Source organism: Mesorhizobium sp. WSM1293 (assembly GCF_000513875.1).
GTDB classification, from domain to species: Bacteria; Pseudomonadota; Alphaproteobacteria; order Rhizobiales; family Rhizobiaceae; genus Mesorhizobium; species Mesorhizobium ciceri.
This window is the reverse complement of the sequence record NZ_AZUV01000026.1, coordinates 1-16876: the sequence shown is the minus strand read 5'-3', so window position 1 is coordinate 16876 and position 16876 is coordinate 1. Positions and strand designations below refer to the sequence as shown.

The window sequence follows — 16876 nt, the reverse complement described above, 5'->3', positions numbered from 1 at the left end:
TTCCGCCAGACACAGTCTTTCTCGCCCGCTCAGCAGAATCAACCACCTATCGGCCGAGCCGTTCTCCATTTGGATCGAAAAACGCTCGGAGCGACGCGTCGGCCTCGTAGAGTTTGCCAGAGACTTCGATCTCCCATCGACTGCTTTCAATGAGCTCTTTCGTGACCCCTGAGGGGTGGTTCACATACCCAAGTCCCACTGACGGGCCTAGAGTGAAGCTCTTTGCTCCAGAAGAAATATACCCAACAATCTCGCCGTTGCGGCGGATGGGTTCTTCGTGGAAAAGAACAGGATTTGGATCGCGAAGCTTAAACGATACCATCCGCTTTTCTAGCGGACCCGAATTTTTCTGGGAAAGTGTCGCGTCTTTTCCAATAAAATTGCCCTTGTTCCAATCAATCGTAAATCCTAGGCCCGCCTCGAGCAACGTGTCGAGGGGCGTAAGATCGAGCTGGTATTCTCGGTAAGCGCGCTCGCATCGCAGATATTCAAGCGCATGGTATCCAGCAGGTTTCAGTCCGTATGCTTGCCCCGCCTCCCAAATGACATCGAAGACGTGCTGGGCCATCTCGGTTGGAATATGCAGTTCCCAGCCAAGCTCTCCGATGAACGTCAATCTGTTGGCTATGACTCGAGCATATCCGATATCGATTTCCTGGCTGGTAGCGAATGGGAATGCAATATTTCCGAGATCTGCGTCGGTCACGTGCGACAGGACCTCGCGAGATTTCGGGCCCTGCAATGACAAAACCGCGTACGCCGAGGTGACGTCTGTCAGCGTGACATTCCATTCGTCTGTGATGTGCCGGGCAATCCAGGCTTTGTCCCGCGGGTGGACAGTAGACGACGAAATGATGAGGAACTCTGTTTTCGACAAGCGGTTTACTGTGATGTCTGTTTCGATCCCACCTTTTTCATTGAGCATATGGGTATAGACCAGCTTCCCGACCGGGACATCCACATTGCCGGCGCATAGCCACTGCAGGAAGCGGCATGCATCGCGACCCTGCACCAAATGCTTGCCGAATGAACTTTGGTCTACAAGGATGGCCGCGTTACGGGCGGCCTTGCATTCCTGACTGGTATATTTGAACCAGTTCGGCTCGTCGTAGGAATAGACGTTTTTCGTCGATTCTCCCTCTCCCGCGAACCAAATGGGACGTTCCCAGCCCATGCCTTCGCCAAAGCTGGCACCGAGCCTCGCCCAGCGGTCGTGAAGTGGGCTTTTGCGAACACCCCGGGACGTCTCAGCTTGGTAAGCCGGCCAGTGTATCTTGTAATGGAGGCCCATCACTTCGGCTGTGCGATCGTGCAAATATCGCTTGTTGATCTGGAAGGGATGAAACCGCGCGACATCCACGGAAGTGACGTCCATCTGGGGCTGGCCAGCGATGATCCATTCTGCCAGAGTTCGCCCTGCTCCGGCGGCGGCCTCAATGCCCCCAGAATTGTAACCGGCTGAGATGAACAGGTTTTTCATCCCTGGGACTTCCCCAATCATAAACAGAAGGTCGGGCGTGAAACTCTCAGGACCATTGAAGAACTTGGCAATACCGGCATTTGCCAGCTGCGGAACAATCTCTATGGCCTTGGTCATTGGCAACTCGAACTGGTTCCAATCTTCCGGAAGCTCTATGAAAGGGGTGTCTTTCGGCAGCTTCTCCATCGGAAGCGGTTTCCCCCAAGGCTCGAGCGCGCCAACAAGCAACTTGCCCGCATCTTCCTTCAAGTAAACATAGCCATCGGTATCACGCAGCACAGGCAAGGTCGGGGTCACAAAATCCATGGGTTCGGTGAAAACATAGAAATGCTCTGCCGCATATAAGGGAACGCGCGCACTCAACTTGAACGCAAGATCGCGAGTCCACAGCCCGCAGGCGAGCACAAGAACTTCAGCTTCTATGACACCTTCTCCGGTTCGAACCTGATAATGGCCATCTGGAGTGCGCCAGAGGTCGTGGACTTCGGAATTCTCGAAAATCTTCACGCCCTTTTGCTTGGCCCCCATCGCCAACGCGATGCATGTGTCGACCGGGTTGGTTTGGCCATCGCCAGGGAGAAACACTGCACCTTCAATGATGGACTCGTTGAGCGCTGGATAGAGTCTCTTCGCCTCGCTTGGCGAAATCATATGGGCCTCAAGTCCGCAGCTCTTGGCAATCGACGCAGTGCGCACAGTCTCACAAAGCCGCTCTTTGGTTCTGGCCACACCAAGCGTGCCGTTCCGCTTGAAGCCCGTCGCCTGCCCCGTCTCCTCTTCAAGCGAGGAGTAAAGCTCCGCAGTGTATTTCGCCATCTCAGTCATCGTGTGCGTGCTGCGCGTCTGCGTGATCAAACCGGCCGCATGCCAGGTTGTACCGGACGTAAGAGTGTGGCGCTCCAACACCGCAACGTCTGTCTTGCCGTTTTTTGCAAGGTGAAAAGCGAGACTGGACCCGGCAATTCCTCCCCCGATGATGAGGACCTCATGGTGGCGAATGGACAGTTCACGAGGGCGAATGGGCGAGCTGGTGATCATATGCGTCCTTGTTCCATTGAGGCATGTCGCGCCAAAATACGTCGATCGTTCAGCAGATTGCGCTGTGCGACAGCTTAGGGGACGATCCCCGTCTAGATCGCGCTACTTGGGACGGCAGGCGATGTTATTCTGCATAATTGACCGCATCGTCGCCGAACCTGTGCACCGCGTTCCTTAAAGGTGGCCGGTTGCCTGTTGGGCGACGATCAAGAAGGCGACAGGCGGACAATTGACTGTTGGCGTTGCCTCTGGCGGCATGTCCTGGACCGCCAAAAGCGCATGGCACGCACCTAGGATGCCACACATCCTTAGGATGAGGAGCTCAGCTCGGTCTTTTCGGGTGCCATTTTTACTTGTTGCAACCGTGTATTCGGTGGTGGCGTGTGTTCACAGGCATGAAGCCGCACGCTCCGCGACCTGGTGATGTGTGGCGAACCAAACGTCGCCCTTTGCTTTCGCGCATCGAATGAGCTCTTCCACGATCCAAATCCTTGAGCGATATCCCACCACGTGCGGATGCAGAGTTAGCTGGAATAACTCGGCGTCTTGGTACGCCCCTTCAAACTCCCGGACGAATACAGACAGCACGTCATCGAGCGATAGATCTGGCCGCAACGACCCGTCCGGACTCATCCACAGATACGTCGCGTCGTCGCGGATCCATTCTACAGGTATCTCAATGACTCCCGTTGGGTCCTCATCTTCGAGCAGCTCATAGCAGCTATCCATGATGGTGTTCGGATGCCGGTCGGGCGTTTGGAGGTGATTTTTTCAAGAACGTCGGCACTCCTCATCATCAAGGAACGCTCGCTCTCGACGCTGAGTTCGGAGTTTAGCTCATGTATCCAGCCGTGCATCCCGACTTCATGACCGTCGCTGACAATGGCGCGTTGCTCGTCTGGATAAAGTTGAGCGATTACCGCGGGAACGAAGAAGCTGGCGGGAACGTCGAAACGCCTGAGCAGCTCCAAAATCCGGGGCATCCCCCGTCGGCTCCCGTACTGGCCCCAGGATAATCTCCCCAAGGACCGCCCTCCCCTGCGCAATTCGTTGGACTCGTGATCGACGTCGAACGATATTGCGAAAGCGCAACGATTGCCGTCGGGCCACTTTGGCCTCAGTGCCTTGCCTGCTCTGACTTTGTTGACGCGCCCGCGCCAATGGCTTTCAGGCCACTCCCAGGGACTTAAGTCAGTCGAATCGGGCACTTTAGCTGCTCCTGAGCAGTGTCTACACCGACTTCCGCTAAAGAGTTCGAGATGTGTGGAACAACGGAGCGTGGAGGAAAGATGAGCTGGCAGGCGTCTCACACTGATAGCACAAATTACTTTCGCCGATGTTGGTTTTTCTGACAACCCCAGCACTAAGGGTGGGCGGCGCTGCTATCTCGCCTCCAGCACGGCGCTGAGGAACTGACGCGTCCGCTCGTTCTGCGGGTTACCCAACAACTGATCGGGCGGGCCCTGCTCGACGATTTTGCCTCCGTAGAAGAAACAGACGCGGTCTGAAAACTCCTTGGCAAAGCCCATCTGGTGCGTGACCATCAGCATCGTGAGGTCATGCTCGGTGCCGAGCTTGCGGATGACATTGAGCACCTCCCCGATCAGCTCTGGGTCGAGCGCCGAAGTCACCTCGTCGAACAGCATCACCTTGGGCCGCATGGCAAGCGCACGAGCGATCGCCACGCGCTGCTTTTGCCCACCGGAAAGTTGGATCGGAAAGTGATTTCGTTTGTCGCCGAGACCCACCATGTCGAGCAGCTCGGCGGCCCGCGCCTCCGCTTCCTTCTTCGGCAACCCGAGCACAGAAACCGGAGCCTCCATGCAGTTTTGCAGCGCGGTCATGTGGGGAAAGAGATTGAAGTGCTGAAAGACCATGCCGATCTTGCTGCGGACCCGCCTGAGATGCCGGTCATTCGCAGGGACCAAACGGCCATTCTTCTGCATATGGGTGAGCGGCTCTCCATCAACCCAAATCACTCCTCCCTGGATTTTCTCCAGCGTCATGAGCATACGCAGTACTGTGGTCTTGCCAGAGCCCGAAGGCCCGATAATGCAAACCTTTTCGTTGCGCGCGATGTCGAGATTGAGCTCGTCCAGCACGGTTAGCGAGCCATAGCGTTTCGTAACGTTTTCGAAGCGGACCATCGGTTCGTTCATGGCTTTCTCGTTGCACGCGATGTCTGGTTTGTCCAGCACGGTCAGTCCCCCATGATTTCTTGCGGCGTTCTCAAGGCGGACCCTGGGTTCGTTCATGACGTACCTCCTATTGCAGCCGATAGCGGCGGTTGAGCCAGATGCTCACCGACTGCACGATTGCGGAAGCGACTAGGCTGAACACGAGAAAAAAGAAGCCGACCATGACGATGGCCTCGGTGTAGCGGTAGTTATTGGCGCCGAAAATCTTTGCCTGCTGCAACATCTCCAGGATCGCGATGGCCGCCAGGATAGGCGTTTCCTTGAACATGCCGACAAAGTAGTTGCCCAAGGCAGGCACGATGGGAGGAATCGCCTGCGGCAGAATGATGGTGCGCCAGGTTCGCGTTCGCGACAGATTGAGCGCCGTGCAGGCCTCCCACTGGCCTTCTTCAACCGCCAGGATGCCGGCCCGAAACACCTCTGAGCAATAGGCGGCGTAGTGGATGCCGAGCATGCCGATGCCGGCCGTCCAGGCAGGGATGAGGATCCCGAATTGCGGTCCGACGAAATAGACGAAGAACACCTGCAGCAGCAGAGGCGTGGAGCGGATGAACTCCACGAGCTCCGTCATAGCGGTGGAAACATAGCGGTTCGGCGACTGACGGATCAGCGCGACGATTAGGCCCAGCACCACCGCGATCGCGAAGCTGAGCACCGTGGCCTGAATCGTAACGATCGCGCCGCGATAAAGGTACGGCCACGCTTCCCAGACGTAAGACCAATCCCAAATGCTCATGCCAGCGCCTCCCGCACGAAGCCACTTGAGAGCCGGCGCTCCAACCCTCGCACCAGAGGAGTGATCAAGGCACGCGCGAGGAAGTAGTAGCCAAACAGCGCCACCGCGAAGAACAGCAGATAGTTGCCGGTGGCGTCTGCTGCCAGCTTCGACGCGGTGGTGAACTCGGTGATGGTGATGAAAAATACAAGCGAGGTCGACTTAAGCAGCTCGATCAGCAGGTTGCCCGACGGCGGCAGCATGCTTCGGATCGCCTGCGGTACCACGATGCGGCGCATCATGGTGAGCCGCGGGAAGTTGAGGGCGATACTCGCTTCATACTGGCCGCGGTCGACAGCCTGGATTGCGGCGCGCACCACCTCGGCGAGATAGGCGGAATAGTTCATCCCAATGCCGAAGATGGCAACTGCCCACGGGGACAGGGCGACGCCAAAGAATGGCAGCACAAAGAACAACAAGTAGACCTGCACAAGCAGCGAAGTTCCGCGAAAGAATTCGATATAGGCGACGGCTAACCATCGCAGCGGCCAAAGGGACGAGACCCGAATTAAACCTGCGATAAGCCCGAGCGCTACTGCCACCAGAGAAGCCCCAATGGTAACAATAATGGTAATCAGGAGACCGTGGGCGAGCGCCAACACGCTGAAGGTGAGAGGGAATTCGTTCATGTTTCTATCCTATTTGACATTCCCCGGCCGAGGCCGGGGAAACGCATCAGGAGCGGGGAAGAACGGTCATCAAAGCCTCACGATTTGCAGAGATCGTCGGTCTTGCTCCCGTCCGGCAAAAGGGACTTGTCGTATCCATACTTGCTGACTAACGACATCATCTCAGCAGAGCCGACATAGTCCTTCAACAGCGCGTTGACTGCGTCGACCGTGTCCTCCTCGCCCTTTGGAAATGCGAAAGCGGGATAGCCGGGCTTGTAGTTTGGTTTGAACGGGTTAGCGAGCTCGAGGGAATCGTCGTTGCGGATTGCGCCCTTGATGCCCAGGTATTCACCACCCCCGGCATCGGCTCGACCAGACTTGACTGCTTGGGCTATTTCGACATAGCCGGCAACCTGCATGATCTTATCGTCTGAGATGCCGGTCTGTTGCGCCCGTTTCACGTCCGCATATCCGGCACCTGTAACGAATGTCAGGCCCTTGTCACGAATGTCTGGCAAGGAATGCACTCCTTTGGGGTTGCCTTTGGGCACCACAAGACCGCCGTATACCGTCCCGAACGGATTCGTGAATGCTACGTTGCGGCAGCGCTGAGGCAGCACGAACATTGCACTGGTGATTACATCGATGCGGCCTCCTTGCATGGCAGGGATAAGTGACCCCCACTCCATGTCCACAGGTTCGAACTTTGTCGCTCCCAGCTTCTTCAACAGCTCCATCACCAAGACGTTGCCGATGCCAAGCATCTCGTTGTTATCTCCCTTGAACGACCAAGCCGTGTCAGTGGAGAAGCCGATACGGACCGGTCCGCCATTCTTAATCCTGTCGAGCAGCGAGCCCGCCGAGGCGGAACCAACCAGCGACGTCATTGCTACCGCCGTAATGCCGAGTGCGGCCATTCCCCTCAGAACCTTGCGTCTCAGGGGATCGGTTCGGCTTTTAAGGTGTTGGCGCTTGTCCATGAGTTCCTCCTTGTGTTTCGGGCTGTTCGGCCAAAAACAGGTGACACACCCTTCAAACATTCTTCTACGTCAATTACGGTGTGTAGTTTCCTGTTTCATGGCGATTACAATACCAGTTAATGTGCAGCATTTCGGGCGAATTTGCTCCTGAGGCGCAGGAATCCGGCGATTCGGAAGCTAACCACGCCCACCATGCCATTCCGTTGTAAAATGAAGCCCCAACCGTACTCTCCCCTTAATTCGGTCAATAGGCCCGTATCCAAGGTCCACTGGTCGTATTGCAGTCGTTCCAGCAGCGCTCGCCTTCTGCCAGCAAGCCTGGCGCCGGGAGTGGGGCGGACTCAGGGAGACTGCGTCGTTGGACCGAGAGAACGCAACGGAGACACCGTTCGGGCTTTCGGGCCGTCATTGCCCAGCTCGAGAGCGACCTCGCCGCCGGTTGTTGGCGATTGAGTGAAGGTAGAGGGCTCGGCCAGATCGGCACGCTGATCACCACGTTTGCCGACGTCGTCAGGTGGTCGCGCCGGGTCAAGGCATCAATTGGCCTGCGAGTGGCGCTGCAGGAAAGCGTGGCAAGCGGCCGTCGCCAGACAGCATCATGTCACGCTGCATCAATGCCACGCAGCGCGTCAGGATCGCACCCGGCTTCCTAAAGGGGGCTACTTTGCGAAAGGGCTTCTCGAATGGTGGGGCGGCACGCAGGTTGTGATCTCCAAGCGGGCCGGTGCGACGCCAGAAGGCAAATGATCGGAATACCGACCGGCTTCGTAAAACGCCGGCGTGAAGCCGAGCAGGACGCATCGTTGATGTGCACGAACTGCCAGAATTATGCTTCCCCCGGAGCCCTCTGGGCGCCCGCCGCCCTAGCATAAAGCCGCTTTGCGAACTCGACCTCTTTGGATCCCGCGACAGCCGCAATCAAAAGGCTGTCAAAATGCAAGCTTCCGCGACACGGAGCAATCACGAGACAAGCCGGCTACTCCCCCCGTCCATTGTTATTGTGGTTCCGTTCAGGTATCTCGCGCGATTGCCCACAATGAATGCGACAAGTTCCGCAAGCTCATTGGCCGTTCCAATTCGTCCCAGCGGATTAGGCGTAGCAATCCGTCCAGTTGCGGACTGTCGATCAAGTCCCTCCTCGACCATCAGGTCCTCAATTCTCTTGCGCACCCTGCCGGTGTCGAAATAGCCTGGCGCTACAACATTCACGCGAACGCCACTATCCGCAAGAGTATCAGCAAGGTGCTTGGCCACGACTGCTATCCCCGCGCGCATGACGTTTGACGCAACCCGGTGGTCGGTGGCTTCGTGAATACCCGCCGACGTGACATAAATGATATCCCCACCACGATCCGACTCTTTCATCACTTTGGCCGCAGCTCGCGACAACCGCACTGCACTCAGTAGCAACATCTCGTATGAGTCGTCCCAATCTTCGTCACTTAAAGTGTCGACAGTTCCGTACGGCGCGTGGCCAGAATTCACGACGAGGCAATCAACGCTTCCCAAGAGGTCGAGTGTACGATTAAACAAAATGTCAACGTCGGATCGTTGTGCTAGATCGGCCACGACACCATGAGCAACTTCGCATGTTGATGTTTCCCGCAGGGCATCAACAGCTTTATCCAATTCACCTCGATTGCGGCCACAAATAACCACGTGTGCTCCGTCTTCTGCTAATCTTCTCGCAATGGCGAAACCCAAACCTTTGCTGGCAGCAGTAACAAGAACCTTCCGGATAATTTTAGGCATTTCATGCCCTCTCCCGTTGGCGGTTATTATTCGCGGAATGCGACTGTAAACGAGCGGACAGTTGATCACCGCCGGTCCATCGTCATATTTTGCGCGAGCTAATCCGGTGATCTTTGCCCGACAACCGACCTATGGCTGTCCCCGGTCATGGAGTATGGCATCAGACATCTTCTCGGCCACCATAATGGTGGGGATGTTCGTATTTGCTCGCGGGCAGAATGGCATTACAGACGCATCGGCTACTCTTAAACCCGATATTCCATGAACGCGGCCTGACGGATCCGTCACGCTGGTGGGATCTTGAGCAGATCCCATTCTGCAGGTTGACGTTGGATGGAAGTTCCCGAAAACGTTGTGTCTTACAAAGCGATCAAGGAGCTCTTCATTGTTCAGAAGGTCTGAGATACTGCGGCCATCGGTAATTGCGAATCTGATAAGGCCTCGACGGAGTGATGCGGAACTGTCCATGAGCGCAGCCAGAAAGGATGTGACACCGTAATTCAAACGGTTGTACTTACCTATGCGCTTTGCTCGTCCCGTCCACGTAGACGGAAAAGGGTCGAGCGCGGTGTTCACGAGAGCCCTGTGATTGATCAGTTTCGCAATGAATCGAAACGCGCTTTTCAACCTTTCAGCGTCCCGTTCGTCGCTCAACATGTCAAAATTCACTTCTGGCTCAGCGAGATGTGAAGGACTTACTAGCGAGACAGTTCCTGTCGAGTAGACGCGATTAACCCAGAAATTGAGCGTCCCTAGACGTTTGCCGACGGGATGCCAAGCAGACTTTGCCAGGACCGAGACGGCCATATCGGTGGGAGGACAACCGTCGTGACCGGAAGAATATCGAGCATGCATCTGGATATATCCTGTCGCGGTCGGCAGCATCCTATCCTTCGGTTTCAGGTAGGCCGATATTGCGACCCCGGCGTGCTCCTGCAGATTTTTTCCGACCCCCTCAAGGTCTGCGACAACTTGAATTCCGAGTTCCGATAAAGCTTTACCCGATCCAATCCCAGATCGCAGCAATATCGCTGGCGAATGTATAGCCCCAGCACATAGGATCACCGTTTTCGCGCTGTAGGACTTTTGTCGAGTTTTGCTATCCGTATCAACGCCCGTCACCTGGCAACCCGAGCAGATTAACTTCAGGACCGTCGTCTCAGACAATATTTTTAAGTTGGGGCGAGCACGCACGCTTTCTGGTAGATAGGCCATCGCAGCGGATACGCGACGACGGTTGAGGTTTGTGAGTGGAACAACTGAGTGACCGTCGCGGAACTCACCGTTGAAGTCTGGCCGGAAGGGTATGTTTTCATCTTCGAAAGCCGACGACACCGCGTTGACGAATCCTGACCACTCTCCCTTGTCGGCACGGCTAATCGGCAGCGGCCCGCTATTGCCGTGGAAGCGATCGCAAAAATCCATATCGCATTCAAGCCGGCGGAAATATGGGAGTACACCTTCCCAACCCCAACCCGTTGCCCCGGTGGACGCCCACTCATCATAATCGGCAGGGCCGCCCCGGTTGGCGACCTGAGCGTTGATGCTGGAGCCTCCTCCGATGACACGTGCTTGCTCATAGTGAACACGTCGGTCGCTATCCCGCGCAACGGCTGCGGCAAGCGACGGCCACTGGTACCGTTGATTATAGTAGGCACGTGTGGGGTTCCCATCGAGGATATCATCAGGGATAGCGTGCGGAGGAAAGTCAGGGCCAGCCTCAATGAGCAGGACGTGACGGCCGGTGGCCGATAACCTGTTCGCCATGACGCAGCCCGATGAGCCGCCACCTACAATTATATAGTCGAAAAGCAACGGCCCCTCCTCTTGCGAGAACAAATTAGCAAAATACAGTGAATATCTGCAAAGAGCGCGTTCCCTGGCAGGGTTGCAATTTTCTGTGGTGCCCGCGGAATGTGCTCTTCGACGTCGTAGAGCTATAACCATGGAACCAGCCACAAAGGGGCATAGGGCTGGTTTTTACCCGCACAACACGACCTCGCTTTTCTCGGGGAGCAGTTGCACGAACTCGCACAGAGGCAGACACGAGCATCGCGCATCGCCACTCGATCAGCACGGTGAAGCATTCCGTGATTAGCTCGAAGTCTTGTAGTCCCCAACTCGGCAGGACAACGCCTATATCACCGCTACGGCTGAACAAGATTGCTTAACGTGAATGGCTTAGAAAGCACCTGATCGCGCGCGGCAGTGCGGCTCTGGGCCCTGCTCCCTTCACCGGATGATGGCTGCGAGATCCGGATGCCGATATTTCTTGTCTGGACATAGCCATCAAGTGCTTCCTGTCCCTTTTCCCGGCCGTAGCCAGACTGCTTCACTCCACCGAAAGGTGTTTCTACGCCGCCGACGTACCAGCCGTTCACGTACACCTGGCCAGCCCAAAGGCGATCGGCGCACCAAAGAGCACGGTCGATATCCCGCGTGAACACGCCAGCTGCCAACCCTTGATCGGTATCGTTGGCTAGTTCAATCCCCTCAGCTGTGTCATCGAAAACAGTTACCGCCAGGACGGGACCGAATACTTCCTTCTGGAAGAGATTACTGTCGCGCGTGACATTTGCAAAAACCGTCGCGGCCATGAAATAGCCGCTTCGCTCCGAGAGTGCGGCTCCGCCGGTCACCACCCGTGCTCCCTCCAGAACGGCAACCTCACAGGCTTCCGTGACTCCCTTGCGCTGCTTCTGCGAGATCATGGGAGTGATGTCACAATTTTCTCGCCCAGGACCAACGGTGAGTCCTTCGACGCAGACTTTCACTTTCTCCAATAGTTCGTCCGCGATCGATCGCTCGACGAGCAGTCTTGTCAAGTTGTTGCAATTCTGACCCGCGTTCAGATAGGTCCCGATGGGCACGGCTTCTACGACAGCATCGAGATCTGCGTCCGAATACACCACCGCCGCTGACTTGCCGCCTAGTTCCATGATACAGGGGACGATCCGTTCCGACGCGGCCTTGAGGACCGATCGCCCGGTTGCCGTGGATCCCGTGAACACGATGTGACGAACATCGGGATGCTCGATCAGCGCTTGGCCGGCGGTCTGCCCGTAACCGGTAATTACGTTGACGGCTCCGGCAGGCAACCCTGCGGTTTCGCAGGCGCGCGCAAACTCCACCCCAGACAGGGGAGCCAATTCCGGAGACTTGACCACGACTGAGTTGCCGGTGGCAATGGCGCAAGCAAGCGAACGAGCCGTTAGTTCAAGAGGACCATTCCAGGGCACGATCTGGGCCGAAACACCGAAAGGGCTCCTGACGGTGTAATCGACGAACTCGGCCCCGCGAGGGATCGATCGGCCTTCAAGCTTATCCGCTAGACCAGCATAGTAGCGCAGGTAGCGCACAGCGGTGCGGACCTCACCCCGGGCAAGGTCTAACGCCTTGCCCGTCTCGATGCAGTTAATAGTCGCGATCTCCTCGCTGCGCGCCTCGATGGCGTCTGCGACACGAAAGAGCATTCGTCCCCGCTCGTAGGGATGCATGTCTATCAGAACGCGGTCACGAAAAACTCGATTGGCGGCGGCAACGGCGAGATTAACGTCTTCAGGCCCCGCCTCCGCAACGACCGCAATGGTCTCCCCAGTTGCGGGGTCGTCAACCTCGATCCGTCCGCCGGACGAAGAATCTTTCCATTCTCCGTCTATATAATTTTTGATTACTTCTGCGCCAGCCATCGAAATCCTCCAAACTTACCTATCATCCACGCAAAAGTACCAACGTCCGGCACGATCCATATGGCTTCGCGATGCCGACACGGAAACGCATTTGGACTGCCTAAGCAGCGCACTTGCCTGCGAAGGCAAATCCAGACCGATCGGTGCTGCTTTTGTCGGACGGCTATTTGTCAGCGACGTGTATCAGCGACTTGCCGCCGAGCCGTCCTGCACCGTTCGTACGCAGTCGCGGATGATTGCCAAGCCCCGACGCAGATCTGCCTCGGCTATGGTGAGGGCCGGCATGAACTTGAGTACTTCACCGTATGAGCCAGCGGTTTCTAGGACCAGGCGACGAGCGAAGGCCTCCTTCGAAACGCGCGCAGGCAACGAGTGATCCTTCGGTGAAACGAGCCCATACATCAGGCCGCGACCCCTCACGCTCAGCCCGAGAGCTGGGTGATCGGCGGCAATAGATGCGAGCTCGGTCGCCAGGATCTCAGATTTCCGCGCAATGTCATCCTCAAACTTTGAATCGGACCAGTAAGTCTCAAGTGCCGCGCGAGCAGTGATGAAAGCCAAATTGTTGCCCCGGAAAGTCCCGGTATGCGCTGCGGGCTTCCAAACATCCAGGTCGGGCTTGATGAGAACAAGAGCCATCGGCGTCCCGTATGCCGACAATGACTTGGACAAGGTAACGATGTCTGGCACGATGCCAGATGGTTCGAAACTGAAGAATTTTCCCGTGCGTCCGACACCAGCCTGGATGTCATCCAGAATCAACACTATCCCGTGCCGCGAAGTTAGCTCACGCAACCGCTGCAACCATTCAACACTGGCAGGATTGATACCGCCTTCACCTTGAACTGCCTCGAGGATCACTGCGGCAGGGGTTTCAAAACCGCTTGACGGATCCGCGAGAAGCTTCTCGAGGTAGGCAATTGTGTCAAACGAGTCCCCTAGGTAACCTTCGTATGGCAACGATGTCACGTGAGCGAGCGGAAAGCCTGCGGCTGCCCTCATGTCTTTATTCCCGGTCGCCGCCAACGATCCCGCGCTGACCCCGTGATAGGACCCCGTAAACGAGACGATATTTGACCGACCCGTTACCTGGCGAGCCAGCTTCAGCGCCGCTTCCACGGCATTTGCACCTGTAGGACCGGTGAACTGCAGTTTGTACGTCAGACCACGGGGCTTCAGGATATAGCGCTCGAAAGCTTCGATAAATCCCTTCTTGGCTGTTGTAGCCAGGTCAAGGCTGTGCACGATGCCATCGCGCTCGATATAGTCTAAAAGCGCCTGCTTGAACGCCGGGTTATTATGGCCGTAATTGAGCGCACCCGCCCCACCGAAGAAGTCTAGATATTCCTGACCGTCTGCCGCTGTGAGTGTCGTATTAACTCCCCTGTCGAATAGGACCGGAAACGAGCGCACGTAGCTACGCACCTCAGACTCCAAGCGGTCGAAGAGTGCGAGGCTCACATCTTTGGCGATCTGGTTCATAAAGGCGAACTCCTTCGAGTTGGGCAGCCTGTGAGGCTTATTGGCCGGTTCAAACGTGAGAGGACGGCCAGTGCCGTTTCTTGTAACTTAGCTCGTCCCGCAGCCCGGGTTGAGCGAAATTTCGGCCAGGAACCGCAGGAAATCAGCGTTATGTAGCCGGTTGCGCAGATTTCGAACATTGCGCGTTATGCCAGGTTGGCCGGCTTGCAAGCGGGCGGCTGCAAGGGCCGCGTTTTTCGTGCTGATTCAATATCCACCTCAATGGGTGGACGATTGGGAAAGCATGGAGGACGGCTTCGGACCAAAGCGTCCCAGAGCGGCACCCGGCGCGCCGTTCGGCGTCGCCTTCGAGCGATCTGTTGGATCGCGGGGCGAAGATCGTCCACTCGCGTAAACGCCCGTCGGAGCGCCTGGCGTCACGCAGCACGCCGAGGATCGTTGAACGGCTCGAAACGAACTGACGAAGCTATCCGCATGCGATTTGGGCGTATCCAACGAGGTTAGAAGGCGCATCCCTGGTCATTGTGGGCTTTGGACATTCCCGACGATTATCACGGACGAGCAGGGGTGACGCCGGTCTCAGGTGTGGCCCTCGATGGCAAACTGGATCTGCGTCGACCTGGACGCCATCTCAGCCCATCCTTTCGGAACGATGAGAACCGGGGCTTGCCGGGAAGACGACAGTCCGGTTCCCGTTGATGAAGGTGCGATAGTGGATATGCGCGTGGATTGCGCGGGCCAATACTTGACTTTCAACATCACGGCCGATGGAGACGTAGTCCTCGGTGCTCTGCGCATGTGTGATACGGGCCACATCTTGCTCGATAATCGGACCCTCGTCGAGATCAGCTGTAACGTAATGCGCCGTCGCGCCGATCAGCTTCACCCCGCGCTCGAAAGCCTGTTTGTAGGGATTCGCGCCCTTGAAAGACGGCAGGAATGAATGATGAATGTTGATGATCCGGCCGGACATCTTCTTGCAGAATGCATCGGAGAGTACCTGCATGTATCGGGCAAGCACGACAAGTTCTGTGCCCGTCTCCTCAACGACGTGCATCAGCTGGGCCTCGGCCTGTGGCTTGTTTTCCTTCGTGACTTTGATGTGGTGGAAAGGAATATCGTGGTTGACGACCACTTTCTGATAGGTCAGGTGGTTGGAGACCACGCCGACGATATCGATCGGCAGGGCACCGATCTGCCACCTGTACAGGAGATCGTTCAGGCAATGCCCGAAGTTGGAAACCATCAACAAGACCTTCATGCGATGCGTACCGTCATGCATATTCCACGACATGCAGAACTGGTCCGCAATCGGTCGCAAACCCTCTTCAATTGCCTTCCGTTCGGCTCCCTCCTCGCTGATAAAAGAGACCCGCATAAAGAACTTACCCGTATCGAGGTCATCGAACTGCGAGCTGTCGACAATGTTGCAGCCTTGAGCTGAGAGGAGGCTCGAGATCGCAGCAACGATTCCCCGTGCCGCCGGGCACGAGACTGTCAGAACATATTGCTTCATGGATTGTTTTCCGTTGGTGCCGGCGATTTAGATTTGGGGCATCAAAGCGCCTTTTGCAGTTCCGGCAGGATGACGAACAGGTCGCCGACGAGGCCGTAGTCGGCAACCTGGAAAATCGGCGCCTCCTCGTCCTTGTTGATGGCGACGATAACTTTCGAATCCTTCATGCCGGCAAGGTGCTGGATGGCGCCGGAAATGCCGACCGCAATGTAGAGGTCGGGGGCGACGACCTTGCCGGTCTGGCCGACCTGCCAGTCGTTCGGGGCGTAGCCGGCATCGACAGCAGCGCGCGAGGCGCCGACGGCGGCACCGAGCTTGTCGGCGACCGGCAGGATGACCTCCTGGAACTTTTCCGAGGAGCCGAGCGCGCGGCCGCCCGAAATGATGATCTTGGCCGAGGTCAGTTCCGGACGGTCGGTCTCCGACAGCTTGTTCTCGACGAAGGTGGACAGGCCTGGGTTGGCCGCTGCCGTGACGGTCTCGACGACGGCCGACCCGCCTTCGGGCGCCGCCTGGAAAGATGCGGTGCGCACGGTGATCACCTTCTTGGCGTCGCTCGACTGTACCGTCTGGATGGCGTTGCCGGCATAGATCGGCCGCTTGAAGGTGTCGGGCGATACGACTTCGATGATCTCGGACACCTGCGCGACATCGAGGAGCGCAGCCACGCGCGGCGCGACATTCTTGCCCGACGAGGTCGCCGGCGCGACGATGGTGTCGTAGGCGCCCGCCAGCGACACAATGAGCGCTGCCGTCGGTTCGGCGAGACGCTCGGCCAGTTCGTCGGCCTCGGCGAGCAGCACCTTGCTGACGCCCTTCAACTTGGCGGCGGCGTCGGCAGCGCCCTTGGCGCCCTTGCCGGCAACAAGCACATGCACGTCCGAACCGATCTGCATCGCCGCCGAGAGCGCCTTGGCGGTCTGGTCGGAAAGGCTGGCATTGTCGTGTTCTGCGATGAGGAGAATGGTCATGTTTTTATCCCTTCCCAGCCTTACAAAACGCCGGCTTCGTTCTTGAGCTTGTCGACCAGTTCGGCGACGCTCTTGACCTTGACGCCTGCCTTGCGGCCGCTCGGCTCTTCGGTCTTGAGCACCTTCAGCCGCGGCTTGACGTCGGCGCCGTAGTCGGCCGGGCTCTTCTCGTCGAGCNGCTTCTTCTTNGCCTTCATGATGTTGGGCAGCGAGGCATAGCGCGGCTGGTTGAGGCGAAGGTCGGCGGTGACGATCACCGGCATCTTCAGTTCCACCGTCTGCAGGCCGCCATCGACTTCGCGCGTCACCTTGGCCTTGTCGCCGTCGAGCACGATCTTGGAGGCGAAGGTGCCCTGCGCCCAGCCTAACAGTGCCGCCAGCATC

14 protein-coding genes are annotated in these 16876 nt (G+C 57.2%); all 14 read right to left on the bottom strand.

Features of this window, described 5'->3' with window-relative positions:
* Nucleotides 1–46: 46 nt before the first annotated feature.
* Entirely contained in the window at nucleotides 47–2518 is a 2472-nt protein-coding gene (locus M729_RS0125320; protein WP_027163252.1) for an FAD-dependent oxidoreductase, read from the bottom strand.
* A 387-nt stretch (nucleotides 2519–2905) separates the two neighbouring features.
* Nucleotides 2906–3247: a hypothetical protein gene (locus M729_RS1000000139880; RefSeq protein WP_348626682.1), complete on the bottom strand. Its 342-nt coding sequence runs from the start codon at nucleotides 3245–3247 to the stop codon at nucleotides 2906–2908.
* On the bottom strand, nucleotides 3184–3501 hold the full coding sequence (locus M729_RS1000000139875; RefSeq protein WP_348626679.1) for a polysaccharide deacetylase family protein: 318 nt from the start codon (nucleotides 3499–3501) through the stop codon (nucleotides 3184–3186). Before M729_RS1000000139875 ends, M729_RS1000000139880 begins: the two co-directional genes overlap by 64 nt.
* A 399-nt stretch (nucleotides 3502–3900) precedes the next feature.
* Nucleotides 3901–4677, bottom strand: a complete 777-nt coding sequence (gene ehuA / locus M729_RS0125310) for an ectoine/hydroxyectoine ABC transporter ATP-binding protein EhuA (protein ID WP_027163251.1) — start codon at nucleotides 4675–4677, stop codon at nucleotides 3901–3903.
* A gap of 106 nt (nucleotides 4678–4783) precedes the next feature.
* The gene (gene ehuD / locus M729_RS0125305) at nucleotides 4784–5452 is read right to left on the bottom strand and encodes an ectoine/hydroxyectoine ABC transporter permease subunit EhuD (RefSeq protein ID WP_027163250.1); all 669 of its coding nucleotides are present in this window, start codon (nucleotides 5450–5452) and stop codon (nucleotides 4784–4786) included.
* A complete protein-coding gene (ehuC, locus tag M729_RS0125300) occupies nucleotides 5449–6120 on the bottom strand; it encodes an ectoine/hydroxyectoine ABC transporter permease subunit EhuC (RefSeq protein WP_027163249.1) in 672 nt (223 codons plus the stop codon). The genes ehuD and ehuC overlap by 4 nt, the downstream gene beginning before the upstream one ends.
* A gap of 77 nt (nucleotides 6121–6197) precedes the next feature.
* Nucleotides 6198–7082, bottom strand: a complete 885-nt coding sequence (locus M729_RS0125295; RefSeq protein ID WP_245267632.1) for a transporter substrate-binding domain-containing protein — start codon at nucleotides 7080–7082, stop codon at nucleotides 6198–6200.
* A gap of 960 nt (nucleotides 7083–8042) precedes the next feature.
* A complete protein-coding gene (locus M729_RS0125290) occupies nucleotides 8043–8834 on the bottom strand; it encodes an SDR family oxidoreductase (RefSeq protein ID WP_027163247.1) in 792 nt (263 codons plus the stop codon).
* Nucleotides 8835–8963: 129 nt separating this feature from the next.
* Entirely contained in the window at nucleotides 8964–10649 is a 1686-nt protein-coding gene (locus M729_RS1000000137640; RefSeq protein WP_198032136.1) for a GMC family oxidoreductase N-terminal domain-containing protein, read from the bottom strand.
* 332 nt (nucleotides 10650–10981) lie between these two features.
* The gene (locus M729_RS01000000135755; RefSeq protein WP_084652714.1) at nucleotides 10982–12523 is read right to left on the bottom strand and encodes an aldehyde dehydrogenase family protein; all 1542 of its coding nucleotides are present in this window, start codon (nucleotides 12521–12523) and stop codon (nucleotides 10982–10984) included.
* A 183-nt stretch (nucleotides 12524–12706) separates the two neighbouring features.
* On the bottom strand, nucleotides 12707–14005 hold the full coding sequence (gene ectB / locus M729_RS01000000135750; RefSeq protein WP_050596343.1) for a diaminobutyrate--2-oxoglutarate transaminase: 1299 nt from the start codon (nucleotides 14003–14005) through the stop codon (nucleotides 12707–12709).
* Between the two features lie 631 nt (nucleotides 14006–14636).
* Nucleotides 14637–15521 (bottom strand): formyltetrahydrofolate deformylase, encoded by an 885-nt coding sequence (purU, locus tag M729_RS0125270; RefSeq protein ID WP_027163245.1) that lies wholly within the window; start codon nucleotides 15519–15521, stop codon nucleotides 14637–14639.
* Nucleotides 15522–15562: 41 nt separating this feature from the next.
* Nucleotides 15563–16492, bottom strand: coding sequence for an electron transfer flavoprotein subunit alpha/FixB family protein (locus tag M729_RS0125265; protein WP_027163244.1), 930 nt, complete (start codon nucleotides 16490–16492; stop codon nucleotides 15563–15565).
* Between the two features lie 20 nt (nucleotides 16493–16512).
* Nucleotides 16513–16876, bottom strand: a 364-nt coding sequence (locus tag M729_RS0125260; RefSeq protein WP_027163243.1) for an electron transfer flavoprotein subunit beta/FixA family protein, incomplete at its 5' end; no start/stop codon positions are given.

Coding starts and splice junctions, on each gene's coding strand:
- M729_RS0125320 (WP_027163252.1), bottom strand. CDS start 2,518: ATGATCACCAGCTCGCCCATTCGCCCTCGTGAACTGTCCATTCGCCAC.
- M729_RS1000000139880 (WP_348626682.1), bottom strand. CDS start 3,247: ATGGATAGCTGCTATGAGCTGCTCGAAGATGAGGACCCAACGGGAGTC.
- M729_RS1000000139875 (WP_348626679.1), bottom strand. CDS start 3,501: ATGCCCCGGATTTTGGAGCTGCTCAGGCGTTTCGACGTTCCCGCCAGC.
- ehuA (WP_027163251.1), bottom strand. CDS start 4,677: ATGAACGAACCGATGGTCCGCTTCGAAAACGTTACGAAACGCTATGGC.
- ehuD (WP_027163250.1), bottom strand. CDS start 5,452: ATGAGCATTTGGGATTGGTCTTACGTCTGGGAAGCGTGGCCGTACCTT.
- ehuC (WP_027163249.1), bottom strand. CDS start 6,120: ATGAACGAATTCCCTCTCACCTTCAGCGTGTTGGCGCTCGCCCACGGT.
- M729_RS0125295 (WP_245267632.1), bottom strand. CDS start 7,082: ATGGACAAGCGCCAACACCTTAAAAGCCGAACCGATCCCCTGAGACGC.
- M729_RS0125290 (WP_027163247.1), bottom strand. CDS start 8,834: ATGCCTAAAATTATCCGGAAGGTTCTTGTTACTGCTGCCAGCAAAGGT.
- M729_RS01000000135755 (WP_084652714.1), bottom strand. CDS start 12,523: ATGGCTGGCGCAGAAGTAATCAAAAATTATATAGACGGAGAATGGAAA.
- ectB (WP_050596343.1), bottom strand. CDS start 14,005: ATGAACCAGATCGCCAAAGATGTGAGCCTCGCACTCTTCGACCGCTTG.
- purU (WP_027163245.1), bottom strand. CDS start 15,521: ATGAAGCAATATGTTCTGACAGTCTCGTGCCCGGCGGCACGGGGAATC.
- M729_RS0125265 (WP_027163244.1), bottom strand. CDS start 16,492: ATGACCATTCTCCTCATCGCAGAACACGACAATGCCAGCCTTTCCGAC.